This window comes from Leuconostoc lactis, from assembly GCF_007954625.1.
GTDB classification, from domain to species: Bacteria; Bacillota; Bacilli; order Lactobacillales; family Lactobacillaceae; genus Leuconostoc; species Leuconostoc lactis_A.
Genome location: NZ_CP042420.1, coordinates 765404 through 778054 on the forward strand (window position 1 = coordinate 765404; position 12651 = coordinate 778054).

General features: G+C 43.6%; 13 protein-coding genes and 1 tRNA gene. 12 read left to right on the forward strand and 2 right to left on the reverse strand.

Annotated features, from left to right (window positions below; genetic code table 11):
* Nucleotides 1-8: 8 nt before the first annotated feature.
* From FGL80_RS03890 to FGL80_RS03940, 11 genes are all read left to right on the forward strand, one after another.
* A complete protein-coding gene (locus FGL80_RS03890; protein ID WP_055308393.1) occupies nucleotides 9-1193 on the forward strand; it encodes an LCP family glycopolymer transferase in 1185 nt (394 codons plus the stop codon).
* A gap of 117 nt (nucleotides 1194-1310) precedes the next feature.
* The gene (locus FGL80_RS03895; protein ID WP_055308392.1) at nucleotides 1311-2327 is read left to right on the forward strand and encodes a phosphatase PAP2 family protein; all 1017 of its coding nucleotides are present in this window, start codon (nucleotides 1311-1313) and stop codon (nucleotides 2325-2327) included.
* A gap of 156 nt (nucleotides 2328-2483) precedes the next feature.
* Nucleotides 2484-3404 carry a Ppx/GppA phosphatase family protein gene (locus tag FGL80_RS03900; RefSeq protein ID WP_055308391.1) on the forward strand — a complete coding sequence of 307 codons (921 nt, stop codon included), beginning with the start codon at nucleotides 2484-2486 and terminating at the stop codon, nucleotides 3402-3404.
* Complete coding sequence (locus FGL80_RS03905) at nucleotides 3397-4611, forward strand: hydroxymethylglutaryl-CoA reductase (RefSeq protein WP_055308390.1); 1215 nt, start codon at nucleotides 3397-3399, stop codon at nucleotides 4609-4611. The genes FGL80_RS03900 and FGL80_RS03905 overlap by 8 nt, the downstream gene beginning before the upstream one ends.
* Nucleotides 4608-5549, forward strand: a complete 942-nt coding sequence (locus FGL80_RS03910; RefSeq protein ID WP_055308389.1) for a hypothetical protein — start codon at nucleotides 4608-4610, stop codon at nucleotides 5547-5549. The genes FGL80_RS03905 and FGL80_RS03910 overlap by 4 nt, the downstream gene beginning before the upstream one ends.
* A 12-nt stretch (nucleotides 5550-5561) precedes the next feature.
* The gene (locus FGL80_RS03915) at nucleotides 5562-6266 is read left to right on the forward strand and encodes an NAD-dependent protein deacylase (RefSeq protein ID WP_055308388.1); all 705 of its coding nucleotides are present in this window, start codon (nucleotides 5562-5564) and stop codon (nucleotides 6264-6266) included.
* Nucleotides 6267-6704: 438 nt separating this feature from the next.
* Nucleotides 6705-8108, forward strand: a complete 1404-nt coding sequence (locus FGL80_RS03920) for an Nramp family divalent metal transporter (protein ID WP_055308387.1) — start codon at nucleotides 6705-6707, stop codon at nucleotides 8106-8108.
* Between the two features lie 26 nt (nucleotides 8109-8134).
* On the forward strand, nucleotides 8135-8596 hold the full coding sequence (locus FGL80_RS03925) for a universal stress protein (RefSeq protein WP_009999766.1): 462 nt from the start codon (nucleotides 8135-8137) through the stop codon (nucleotides 8594-8596).
* Nucleotides 8597-8963: 367 nt separating this feature from the next.
* Nucleotides 8964-9575, forward strand: a complete 612-nt coding sequence (locus FGL80_RS03930; RefSeq protein ID WP_055308386.1) for a cadmium resistance transporter — start codon at nucleotides 8964-8966, stop codon at nucleotides 9573-9575.
* Between the two features lie 7 nt (nucleotides 9576-9582).
* Nucleotides 9583-9915, forward strand: a complete 333-nt coding sequence (locus FGL80_RS03935; protein WP_029510288.1) for an ArsR/SmtB family transcription factor — start codon at nucleotides 9583-9585, stop codon at nucleotides 9913-9915.
* Nucleotides 9916-9981: 66 nt separating this feature from the next.
* A tRNA-Leu gene (locus FGL80_RS03940) sits at nucleotides 9982-10065 on the forward strand.
* An 89-nt stretch (nucleotides 10066-10154) separates the two neighbouring features.
* Here FGL80_RS03940 and FGL80_RS03945 read toward each other — a convergent pair.
* Nucleotides 10155-11315 (reverse strand): DUF2075 domain-containing protein, encoded by a 1161-nt coding sequence (locus tag FGL80_RS03945; protein WP_147001813.1) that lies wholly within the window; start codon nucleotides 11313-11315, stop codon nucleotides 10155-10157.
* Between the two features lie 97 nt (nucleotides 11316-11412).
* Here FGL80_RS03945 and FGL80_RS03950 point away from each other — a divergent pair, with 97 nt between their 5' ends.
* Nucleotides 11413-12267 (forward strand): glycosyltransferase family 8 protein, encoded by an 855-nt coding sequence (locus FGL80_RS03950; protein ID WP_147001814.1) that lies wholly within the window; start codon nucleotides 11413-11415, stop codon nucleotides 12265-12267.
* Between the two features lie 55 nt (nucleotides 12268-12322).
* Here the strand turns inward: FGL80_RS03950 and FGL80_RS03955 are convergent, their stop codons facing one another.
* On the reverse strand, nucleotides 12323-12532 hold the full coding sequence (locus FGL80_RS03955; protein WP_055308383.1) for a hypothetical protein: 210 nt from the start codon (nucleotides 12530-12532) through the stop codon (nucleotides 12323-12325).
* Nucleotides 12533-12651 lie beyond the last annotated feature (119 nt).

A 12651-nucleotide genomic window follows, 5' to 3' on the forward strand; every position in this document is an offset into this window, starting at 1 on the left:
GGGCCAGTATGGACAATGAAATCATGAGCCGGTCAGCACGGCGTGAACAACAGCAACAAACACCACAGATGCCAAATGGTGGCGGGCAGCCACCAAAAAAGCCGCGTCGGCGTCGTAAATGGTGGCGCTGGTTATTGGGATTAATCGTGGTACTCGGTATTATTGGTGGGATCGTCTTTGCTACGATTTTAGGTAACGTCCACAAGTCAGTGGATAAGATGTATCGTAGTGCTGATGTTACCAAAGCACGTAATGTCACTGATCTCTTGAAAGCGGGGAAGCCGTTTTCAATGCTTGTCTTAGGGACTGATACTGGGGCGTTAAAGCGTGATCGTACTGGCTTAACTGACTCGATGATGCTCATTACGGTGAACCCAAAGACGAAAACAACGACGATGATGTCGATTCCACGGGATATCATGGTCGCCATTGCTGGAGCAGAATCGACTTTCCCACAAAAGTTAAACGCAGCCTTTCCAATTGCTGGGGTGGGTGCGACAATCACGACCTTACAAAACTATCTAAACGTGCCGATTGACTTTTATGTGTTGGTGAACATGGGTGGTTTAGAAAAGTTGATTGATCAAGTTGGCGGTGTGCAAGTGGTCTCCCCATTGACTTTTACTTATACGCCAGAAGCAGATACAACACCTGAAACCTTTAAATACTTTAAGGGCAAATCACAGTTTGAATATGCCAAGGATGGTAAAAATTTCAAATCCTATACCACCATGGATGGTAATGCCGCTTTGTCATTTTCGCGAATGCGTTATGAAGATCCGCAAGGCGATTATGGTCGCCAGTTACGGCAACGTCTCGTTTTGCAAGCATTACTGAAAAAATCAGCTAGTGTATCAACGCTGTTGAACGACAAGTTTATGGCCTCGATTGCAACAAACGTTGAAACCGATATGACTTACAATGATCTGATGAATCTAGCCAAGAAATATATGCCGGCAACTAAAAAGCAAGTGTCTGAACATATGCAAGGTGTTGGTGACATGTATGCTGGGGTTAGTTACCAAATGGTACCTGAATCGGAGAAACAACGTGTGACGAATAAATTACGACAATCACTAGACTTACCGGCTAAAAAGACTGGGACGCAGTTTGGGAGTGCGGTACCAGCGTCTGATTACTGGATTGCTGAGCGAAATCTTAACGTGATTAACGAAACACTAGATCCGCAATAAACAAAAAACGGTTACAGATGTAATCGTTTTTTTACGTCTTCTAGATATATTGCTGACGTAATAACGATAATGCTTGGGTACAATAAAGGTGTTGAATAAAAGAAATGGAGATGGCTCATGCAGGTAGCAGGGGATACTTTACAATACCACGACGTTCAATTTGGTGAACGACACAAACGGCACGTCTTTCACACGACACCGGCGGAAAAACGGGTGGTGCTCGTTTTGTTAGGTATCGGGGCGTTATCATTAGTGATTGCAACATTTTTTGATAAAAATGTGACGCAAGTGATCATGGATCAAAACTCAATTTTTGGTAATTTGTTTCAAAACTATGCGGATCAAGGGGCACAAGTCGTGACTTTCACCGCTGCTGAAGTGATTGCGTGGTTTATTTGGCGCCGGATCGATGATGTAGTGATTAAGTACATCATGACTGCCGGTATGCTTATCTTGGCATTTAACCAAATGTTGTCGCTATTGCAAGATGCGCTAAGCTACACTTTCTCAATGTTAAATAATATTCAAAAAGGTGTCCCAATGGGGATTGCTAACAATACCGCAGCGGTACAAAATTACCCCGAAGCATTACGCTGGGGGTTGGCGATTATCTTGACTGCGGCACTATCACTGATCTTTGCCAATTGGCTTAACAAAAAGTCAGATGACGATATGAACTATCTGATTGTTGTGGCTGTTGTTGGTATTGCAACTGTTTTCATTGCCCAAACCATGATTGGTGAAATGAAAACCTTATGGGGGCGTTTTCGACCTTATGAAATGACGACCGTGTCTGGGCAGACATTTAGTGAATTTACGCCTTGGTATCATATGAATGCTGCCAATGGTCATAATTCATTCCCGTCAGGTCATACGATGTCGGGTTGGTTATTCTTATATTTGGCCTTGTTTGTCCCACGAGAAAACATTTCCGCACAAAAGAAAATGACGATTTTTGGGATTGCGATGGGCATTTTAACTGGTTTGAGTCGCGTGCGAATTGGGGCGCACTGGTTGAGTGATGTGACAGTTTCTAGCATTTTGACCGGCCTATTAATCTTTGCGGCCAGTCGCTTAATCGGGGCACATTTTGTTGAAAACCGATCAACATTGCGCCAGTTATCCTACGAATAAGCGATCAGCATTACCCTAACGACAGATCATAAAGGTCTGTCGTTTTTAATATTGTGCCAAACCGTCTTCATAATGAGATTGTAATATGCTTAGATGCCCGTTTGATAGGCTTATTTGTTATACTAGTAAGTAATAAATTATTTCTAGGATAGGCAGATGAGCTATTTAGCTATTGTTGATCTCGGTAGTAATTCAGCCAGAATGGTTGTGGAATCACTACACGAAGATGGGACGTATACGGAAATTATCCGTGAAAAACAAGATACGCGCATTGCCCAGGGGATGGGAGCAGAGCAGATTTTAAAAGAAGTGCCCATGGCGCGTACGATTGCGGCACTCAAACATTTTCAATCGGTCTATGCACCGTTTTCACCAACCGTGATTGCTATTACGACGGCTGCTGTTCGCGTGGCGAAAAATCAAGCAGCGTTCTTAGCGCGCGTTGAACGTGAGACAGGTCTCCAATTTCGCGTGTTGACGGGGGAAGAAGAGGCCTACTATGATTATTTGGGTGTGGTGTCAACGTTACCGATTAAAGATGCCGTTATATTAGATACGGGTGGGGCTTCAGTTGAATTAATTGGGGTATCGGCTGGTCAAGATAAAGCGGCCATTAGTTTACCTTTTGGGGCGGTGACGCTATCGGAAAAGTTCCATTTGGCAAATGACATTGATCAAGCCAATATTACCGCGGCATGTGCCGATATCTTATCACAGTATCAGACGTTACCTTGGTTGAAAAAATATATCGGGCAACAGGTGGTCTTGTTGGGGGGCGCTAATCGTTCACTTGCCCGAATGGGTCAAAAATTGTCGCCTAATCAAGCGGCGATGCCGTTACAAGGGTTTGATATGTCGGTTGAGAAAGTACAACAAATCTTTTCCCACTTACGTCAAATGAGCCGGTCAGAACGTGAACGCATGGCTGGTTTAGAAGTATCACGGGCTGATATTATTGTCAGCGGCTTATTGCCCTTGTTGAATTTAATGACAGTCATACACTCACCGAACGTTATTTTTTCGGAAAGTGGCGTGCGTGAGGGGTTAATTGCAGAAATGATGAAAAATAATGCCTAAAAAATATTACGAATTGACGCCAGATGAACGTTTGGCGTCTTTGAATTTAGATGAACAAACGGTGCAAGCGTGGCATGCCAATCAAAGTGCGACCAATGCACAAATTGTGGAAAACTACATTAGTGATTTTCGTGTGCCGATGGGTGTACTAAAAGATATTATCGTTGCTGATCGACATGTGACGGTGCCAATGGCCACAGAAGAACCCAGTGTGATTGCCGCGGCTAATCACGGGGCCAAACTATTGAATCAAGGTGGCGGTGTGACAGTGCGTTTGCCAGAACGAACGGCGCTCATTGGCCAATTGTTATTTTCTGGGGTGGCTTATGACGAATTGGCAGCGTTTGTTGCGCGTCAACAAGCGGCGTTTTTTACTGTTGCGCAAGAAGCAAAACCCTCTATTTATCGGCGTGGTGGTGGATTGCTATCGGTAACCGCCCGTGCAGTGTCGGCCACAAGTGTGAGTGTCGACTTTGCAATCGATACACGTGATGCCATGGGGGCTAACATTGTCAATACAATTTTAGAAGCTGAGCAAGCGCTATTTGCAGACTTTCAGGCACAATTTGTCGGGGCCATCTTATCTAATTATGCCACTGCACAATGCGTGACGGTGACGGGACGGGTGCCAATCACCAGTATTGGCGGCCAGGCAGTTGCAAAACGGCTCGTGCAACTCAATCAATTTGGTCATCAAGATGTTTACCGCGCTACAACTGAAAATAAAGGCCTATTTAATGGTATTGGGGCGGTGACGCTGGCAACAGGCAATGATTGGCGAGCAGTTGAAGCGGCTGGGCATGCCTTTGCCAGTCAGAGCGGACGCTATCAGTCCTTAACGACCTGGACCATTGATGGGGACTTTTTGGCAGGTCAGTTAACGATGCCGATTTCGGTTGGCACTGTTGGTGGGGCCATTTCGGCAATGCCACAAGCACAGCGGGCCTTAGCGATTGTGGCACCGCAAACGGCTGATGAACTCCGTGGGATTATTTTGGCTGTTGGGTTGGCTCAAAATTTGGCGGCACTCAAAGCGATTGCGGATGGGGGTATTCAAAAGGGCCACATGAAAATGCATTATCGTGCCTTAGCCTTGCAGGTTGGCGCGCATGACGATGAAATTGCCACATTGGTCACACAATTACAGGCGGCGGCGCAAGTAGATGCAGCCGTTGCAACAAACCTACTAAGGGAGATGAGAAAATGAATCCAAAAATTCAAACATTATTAACTGCGGTCAATGACCTTTATCCAGGGACGGTGATGACGCGTATCGGTGGTCCGGCGACCGATGAACTGCATATTGATCGCGTGTCACAAGAACTATTTGAAGATCGGTTATTAATTGAATTGGCAGAAGGTACCGAAAGTGACTTTCTATTTGGTAATGAATTATTAAAAATGTTACTGACGCTTAATGGTGTGACGCCACAACTATTTTTTGCGTTGACCTTCCAGGATGACGCATTAGATCAGCAACTCATTCAAATCGCCACACGGATGCACCGCACGGTTGTACATGCCATTACGTATCGCGAACTACAACAAAAAGGTATTGTGACTGAGGCGACCCAACGCGCTTATTTGGCTGGTGTGAAGTCAGAATTAACGGTTGAAAACGGCGAATTAGATGATGAAAGCCTCTGGCGCTTGTTGGCTTTGCTGGACGCCCTTGTATTTGCTGACGCGAGTGGAGCGGACTTTTCCGAATTGGCAACGTTATACCCATTGGCGTATACAGCGGCGGCCAAATTGGTCGCACCAATTCTAGCTGCTGACTTAAAGCAACCACGGCACATCCGTCGTCAAATGACCGCGTTGTTTGGTGGTGTCGATGAGGTGTTAACGGCCTGGGGCAAGCCAACAGTGAACGCCAAGGAATATGTCACATTGATGAGTGTGCTATCTGAACGTCAACTATCATTGCCGGTCAGCCAAGTCTTTACGATTTACCATTCAGAAATGATTGATTTCCAAACAAAGAAGTCCGCCTATGTTGGCTTGGGAAAAATCGATTCACAAAATAGTTTTGTTGTGTCAAAGCCAGATGATCAAGATTCAGCGACATTCTTTAAGGCGCTTTATCAAATGAAAGTCGGGGACCTCTTTCATAAGCTTGCCTTGCCATATATCCAACGGCGCTAAGGGGTGAACGAGATGTTGGTTACCCCAGAGATTCAAGCACAATTTGATACGGCTAAAAACATTGTTTTCATGACTGGTGCGGGGATTTCCACACCATCAGGGATTCCGGATTATCGCTCAAAAAATGGGTTATACCAAGGCAATACGTTACAACCGGAATACTTATTGTCAGCGACTGCGTTTCAAGTGGCACCGGAAATGCAGTACCAATTTATGAAAGAGAATATGTATTTCCCAGATGCTGCCCCGAACGTCATCCATGACAAAATGGCACAATTCACCCAAAAAGGCCAAGCGCGCATTATCACCCAAAATGTGGATGATTTACATGTTAAAGCCAATACAGTAGCGTCACGCTTAATTCGGTTTCATGGGTCATTGTATGATATTTATGCGCCAGTTGACCAACGGCCGGCAACGGTGGCTGAGTATTTGACAAGTATGCGCCGTGCTGATGGGGCGCTACTGCGGCCACGGATTACATTTTATGAAGAAATGCCGTTTGCGGTTGATCAGGCTGTGACGTGGGTCAACCAAGCTGATTTGATTGTGATTGTCGGGACGAGTTTTCAGGTCTATCCTTTTGCTGGGTTATTGCAGTATGCTGCCGCGGGTACACCGATATTAGCCATTAATCTGACACCGATTGAGACGTCTTATCCTGTTACACAAATCATTGGGGATGCCACGACTTTTTTTGACACACTGACAGTATAGCCAACAGCGTTGGCTTTTTTTATGTCGTGGACAACGCAAAATTCAGGGATAAAATGCCGTTAATGACGCTTTGTTACACAAATGTAATTATTTAATGAAAGGGCTTACGGTTCCAGTTGTTATAAGTTAGGTTTATCATTTTAGCCAAAGATACATCAAAAAAACGTCGGTGAGCCATGACCGGCGTTTTTATTGTGTTGACGAACAGGGGGAAAAGTGGGATATTTAATATATATTAGGGCGTAAATAGCCGAGTTAGATACCTTTCATAAGCTTTCAACAACTGAGTTGAATGAAACCCTTTATGAAAAATATTTAGCACTTTAATACGCGTTTAGCTCACGGTTAAGCTGCGCCAAAAAAAGTGAATACTAAATGCGTACTTTAGTCGGAATTCGTATGTTTTTGTCCTGAAGAGAAATCCAAAGGAGAAGTAGAATGCAAGATTCAACAAAAGATCAAGCAAACACTAAGAAACATTTCGTCGAATCAACTGAGGAGCAACTCAGTTTAGGCGATGTAAATGGTTCAATCGAAGCCCCAAAGGACGGCTCATTTTGGCGCAAACTTTTAGCCTTTTCGGGGCCAGGTGCGCTCGTTGCCGTTGGGTATATGGATCCCGGTAACTGGGTGACATCTGTTAATGGTGGTGCTCAGTACCACTACGTTTTGTTGTCAATTGTTTTGATTTCCTCACTGATTGCCATGATGTTGCAATACATGGCGGGTAAGTTGGGGATGGTTAAGCAAGAAGACTTGGCGCAAGCCACACGTGCCCGCACAAATAAAGCGGGCGGTTATGCATTATGGGTGATTACTGAATTAGCCTTGATGGCAACTGATATTGCCGAAGTTATTGGTGCGGCCATTGCCTTGCACTTGTTGTTTGGCTGGTCAATGATTGCCTCAGTGCTGACCACGGCCTTTGATGTCCTCCTCTTGTTGTTACTGATGAAATTTGGTTTCCGCAAGATTGAGGCGATTGTCATGACATTGATTTTGACAATCTTATTAATTTTCGCTTATCTTGTGCTCTTATCAAAGCCAGATGTTGTGGCGATGTTTGGGGGCTATTTGCCACAATTGCAAGCAGTATCAACCCATGGCCCAGCTGGGGTCGATTCCCCATTGCTGATGTCACTGGGTATTATTGGTGCGACCGTCATGCCGCATAATTTATACCTCCATTCATCAATTGCACAAACGCGTAAAATTGATCGTGAAAATCCAGGTGAATTAAAAGAAGCCGTACGTCTGATGACGTGGGATTCTAACATTCAGTTGTCATTAGCCTTTGTTATCAACTCATTGTTGTTGGTATTAGGTGCGGCCTTGTTCTTTGGCCATGCCGATCAGGTTGGGACGTTTGGCGCAATGTATGATGCGTTGGACAATAAGGCCATTGCTGGGGCGGTTGCGTCACCAGTATTATCAACATTGTTTGCGGTGGCCTTGCTGGCCTCTGGTCAGAACTCAACGATCACAGGGACGCTAACGGGTGAAATTGTCATGGAAGGCTTTATCCGGTTGCGTATTCCAATGTGGATCCGTCGTGTTATCACGCGTGGCTTAGCATTGATTCCAGTTATTATCTTTACGTTGTTGTATGGTGGTGCCGAAGCTGAGTTAGATCAACTTTTGGTTTATTCACAAGTCTTCTTATCACTTGCCTTACCATTTGCGATGGCACCGTTGATTTACTTTACGTCATCAAAGAAAATCATGGGCGAGTTTGCTAACCCACGTTGGATGGCCATTTTAGGTTGGATTATCTTTGCTGTCTTGACGATTTTAAACCTTCAGATTATTATTGACTTAGTGACAAAGGTAATGAGTCGTTAATTGTGTGTTAAAAAAGGAGAGACTGTATGAGTGAATTAAACCTAAACATCGAACCAATACAATTTAAGCGCATTTTGGTTGGTGTTGATGAGTCTGAACAAGGGTATGTTGCGTTGGCGAATGCTATTCATCAAGCAAGTGAAGATGATGCGCACTTGATTATTGCCTCAGTACTGGAAATGGATGACCTATCAACCATTGATGCCCTCCACTTAGATGCCATTAAAGAACGGCGTGCGACGATCGAAGCTAATTTAGCCAAGTATGCTGCTTATGCCAAGTCAAAAGGCGCTGAAAACGTCACAACTATCTTTGCGGATGGGGACAAGGCTGGTGAAGTACTGTTGCAAGACGTGGCACCAAAAGTTCAGGCAGACTTGATTATTGTTGGCGCACATTCGCGTGAAGGGTTCTGGGAATCATTAGGTTCTCAAGCCGCTTATATCGCACGTCATGCCAAGATTTCATCAATGGTAGCCCGTAAGTAATATAATAAAAAAATCGCCGATCGGCGATTTTTTTTGTACACACGAAACCCCAGTAGCCTAACGCGGCTGCTGGGGTCTTTTTTGAGAGATTTATTTAAGAGAAAAGAATATTTGGGAGAGATTATTCGATGAGAAGTGTGACCCGTACGGGGTTTCGTGCGTTGATGGGACCCACCAACTGGTGCCAAACATGGCAAATACCTACCTTCCTAAAACGCGTCGTTGTTTGAGATGACTTGTTTTTTGATTGTCTATACTATAACGTCGTGAGATTAAATCAGTATAAAATAGCGTTGTTTTTAACACATGAAATAAATTTCATGTTATAATACATGAAAAATAATTCATATAAAATTAGGAGATATTTATGGTTGAAACACTCTTAACGGCCTTAACATCATATATTGGGACCACGTCAGATTATTTCGTGGTACTGCTCTTATTATTTGCCCAATTTCGTACGCAACCGCAACGACAAGCTATTATCTGGGGCGCTTATCTAGGAAATGCGTTGCTGGTGTTTGTGGCGGTGGTGATTGCGCTCTTGTTAAAGCGCGTGCCTGAAGAATGGTTGCTTGGTTTGTTGGGATTTGTGCCAATTGCGCTGGGCTTACAAAAATTTTTCTCGTCAAAGAATGAGGGGGAAGAGGTTGCTGAAAAGTTAGCCCAACTGGATAAACGTAAAATTGTGATCACTGTCATTGGCATCACAGCAGGCACTTGTGGCGCTGATAACTTGGCGCTCTATATTCCTTACTTTACGATGGCTAATTTTGCCTACTTACCAGCCATTTTGATGATTTTTATCTTCGTTCTAACGGTTGTAATTTATTTGGCTAAAAAGTTTACTGATTTTGCGCCAGTTCATCGCCTCATGAACAAGTATGGTGATTGGATTCAATTGATTATTTATGTGTTGCTGGGTAGTTATGTCTTATTTGATGCCGGTACCATCCAGCATTTGCTTAGCCTGTTATAATAGGAATATGAACAAGAAATCAATTACTGAACTAGAAAAAATTTTTAAAGTCTTGGGCAATCGCCAACGTTTGACCATTTTGGCATTGTTACAGGAACGCTCGTATACCGTTTCGGAAATTGTGGCACAGCTCGATATGGAGCAATCTGCCGTGTCACATCAACTAAAGGTATTGCGTGAAGCGCAACTGGTGACAACGCAGCGTCAAGGGCGTTTGGTTTTGTATTGTCTGAGTGATTCACACATTTTGATTTTGTTAGATAACGCACTCAAGCACGTTGATCATGTGTTTCACAACGATCAGGAAAAATCTGAGATTAAATTTGAAAAAAAGGGTTGACGAATTGGTTAATTCTTGGTATTCTTATATAGTTGTTTGATACGAAAAAACAGCATAAGAATACATGCCGTTGTGGCGGAATTGGCAGACGCGCTGGACTCAAAATCCAGTGGTGGCAACACCGTGTGGGTTCGACTCCCACCGACGGCATCCTTAAAAAAGCTATCTCTTAATGAGATAGCTTTTTTTGTCGTAATAAAGGCCATAAAAAAACACGCCAATAAGTTGGCGTGCTGTGATTAGGCTTGTAGTTCTAACAGCCGTTTGCGCAAAGCGTCATCGTAAGCGGTCAGGTAAAGACCATATTTACCGCGCTTGATGAGGACGTTTAAGACATTAGCAATGAAATCTTGGTATTGTGCCGGTGTAAATTGCATATCTTGGCGTTTCTTAAAAATTTCTTTGTGGGAATATTTTTCTGGGATAATGGTCATTTGATCGGTTTTGGGATCATAACCAAAGGATGGACCAATAATCATGCCAACATAATTCAAATCAAAGCCTTGCAAAGTATAAATTGTGCCAACTTGGGTAATGGATGATTCGCGCTTCGCCCAGTGCGTACGCTGCGGATCCCATTCATCCCAAGGCAATGAGAAAGTATCCATCTCAACGTTGTGGCGACCATCAATACGTGGGAAACCAGAGGTGGCGACCACACGACTCAGGCCAACGGCTTTGTTTTGTGCCTTGATTTTTTCATAGAGTTCACCAGCCGTGGCAAATACTTCAAATTCAAAATCGCTGTCTTTGGGGAAGGGGGTCAATGGTTGTTGTGCCGTGAGGCGATCCATCCAGTCCACTTGGGCTTGACTGGCCACCATGCGATACTGGAAATCCATATCGAATTGGCGATAAGGATGTTGGCCAATCGTTTTGCGTAGTAATTCTTGTGACCAATACATTTTAGATTGGAACACTTGGTTAAAATCGTAAACGACGACAACGACTTTGGCTAAATTCATCAAATCAGTCAGCTGATTATTGCCGCGGTAATGCGCGTAAGGTTCAGACTTTGAATAGAGTAAATGCGCTTCGTCGACAAAAATCACATCGTATTGGCGATGATTTTTCTGGGCATCGTTAATCAGTGCCGTTGGCCGGCGGATAGCTTTAGGATTGAGGCTAGGGAAATCTTTGGCCATATCTTGGTACGCTTTATACAGTTCAGGATGATTTACAACGAGCGCGGTTTTAAACCGTTTGTCTGTCATGTATTGTTTGACAAGTTGCATGAGGACCACGGATTTACCAGTACCAGCTGCACCTTGGATAACGGCCACGGCATGTTCTTTACCGGCTAAATGTTGCTTAATGTAGGTGTTCATGTCAGCGATGACATGTTTTTGATCATCAGAAAGATTGTCAATGAGAAATTGTTCTTTTAAAATTTTATTCATGATTACGCTCCAATACGCTCTATTATACTATAATTGCCTGTTCATCATGAAGTAGCCGGTTAGCATGTGTATAATATAAGATATGAGAGATGAAAAAATGAGTGAAGTGATAACAACGCAGGCAACGATAGACCTGCTCGTGACGGTTGATGACAACTATGTGAAGCCGTTAAAAGTGTTACTATTTTCGATTAAGCAAACCAATCCTGGGCAGCGCTTTGATGTTTGGCTACTACATGCCAATATTACGCCATCAGTATTGCAGGCGCTGGGGACTTTTGTTGACCAGTTGGGGTTTCGTTTGCATGCGATTAAGGTGCCACTTGACGCATGGGCGGAAGCGCCTACTGCTAAATTCAAACAATACCCACCAGAAATGTATTTCCGGCTATTGTGTGGGGATTATTTACCGGATACTTTGCATCGGGTCATTTATCTAGATCCAGATATTTTAGTGATCAATCCGATTAAACCATTGTATGATATGCCACTGGCGGGGCATATGTTGGCAGCCGCCAGTCACATGGGATTGACGGGCATTACGCAAACGATTAATCATGTACGCCTTGGCACACGCCAAGCTTATTTTAATTCCGGCGTGATGTTGATGGATCTGGATAAAATGCGACAACAGGTGCGGTTGCAAGATATTTTTGATGTCATTGCGTCGCGTGGTCGGGAACTGATTTTACCCGATCAAGATATCTTAAATTATCTGTACGGAGCGGATATTTTGCCAATCCCAGAGGAGGTTTGGAATTATGATACCCGTGACAATATTGTGCATTATGCCAAGAGTTTTGGCGAAGTTGATATGCAGTGGGTAATGAAAAATACGGTCATTCTCCATTTCTGCGGCCGACCAAAGCCGTGGGAGAAGAGTATCATTAATCGCTATGCCGTTCTCTACCAACATTATGAACAATTACTAGTCAATACGCAGTTTGCGTAAAATAAAAAAGCAATTTCATTAGCCAGCGTGGCTAATGAAATTGCTTTTTTGCTGTTTAAACAGACCATTGGTTAGTTTGAAAATCGGTTAAAATGCGATCAAATTCTAAAATCTGTTCCTTGATTGGTAGATGATACGCCTGATGGAAATCATCCCAAAGCTGTTGAACGCGTGCTGGCACGTGTTCCAGTGTCGTGTCACCCGTAGCTTGGCTATAAGCGTTACGGCTCCACTCTGCAATAATGTTGTATTCTTGTCCGAGCATAAAATGTCATACCTTTAGTGTAAAAAATTTAATTTATTAGATATCCAATATAACATATAAAATGATACGTACCTATTTTTTTGCTTCCTAAAAGTAATAGGTTAGTATATTTCAAGTTA

Bases quoted from the DNA above. Each gene is read 5' to 3' on its own strand.
- FGL80_RS03935 (WP_029510288.1), top strand. From the start codon at position 9,583: ATGAACAAGAAATCAATTACTGAACTAGAAAAAATTTTTAAAGTCTTG.
- FGL80_RS03890 (WP_055308393.1), top strand. From the start codon at position 9: ATGGACAATGAAATCATGAGCCGGTCAGCACGGCGTGAACAACAGCAA.
- FGL80_RS03925 (WP_009999766.1), top strand. From the start codon at position 8,135: ATGAGTGAATTAAACCTAAACATCGAACCAATACAATTTAAGCGCATT.
- FGL80_RS03905 (WP_055308390.1), top strand. From the start codon at position 3,397: ATGCCTAAAAAATATTACGAATTGACGCCAGATGAACGTTTGGCGTCT.
- FGL80_RS03955 (WP_055308383.1), bottom strand. From the start codon at position 12,532: ATGCTCGGACAAGAATACAACATTATTGCAGAGTGGAGCCGTAACGCT.
- FGL80_RS03895 (WP_055308392.1), top strand. From the start codon at position 1,311: ATGCAGGTAGCAGGGGATACTTTACAATACCACGACGTTCAATTTGGT.
- FGL80_RS03950 (WP_147001814.1), top strand. From the start codon at position 11,413: ATGAGTGAAGTGATAACAACGCAGGCAACGATAGACCTGCTCGTGACG.
- FGL80_RS03945 (WP_147001813.1), bottom strand. From the start codon at position 11,315: ATGAATAAAATTTTAAAAGAACAATTTCTCATTGACAATCTTTCTGAT.
- FGL80_RS03930 (WP_055308386.1), top strand. From the start codon at position 8,964: ATGGTTGAAACACTCTTAACGGCCTTAACATCATATATTGGGACCACG.
- FGL80_RS03920 (WP_055308387.1), top strand. From the start codon at position 6,705: ATGCAAGATTCAACAAAAGATCAAGCAAACACTAAGAAACATTTCGTC.
- FGL80_RS03915 (WP_055308388.1), top strand. From the start codon at position 5,562: ATGTTGGTTACCCCAGAGATTCAAGCACAATTTGATACGGCTAAAAAC.
- FGL80_RS03910 (WP_055308389.1), top strand. From the start codon at position 4,608: ATGAATCCAAAAATTCAAACATTATTAACTGCGGTCAATGACCTTTAT.
- FGL80_RS03900 (WP_055308391.1), top strand. From the start codon at position 2,484: ATGAGCTATTTAGCTATTGTTGATCTCGGTAGTAATTCAGCCAGAATG.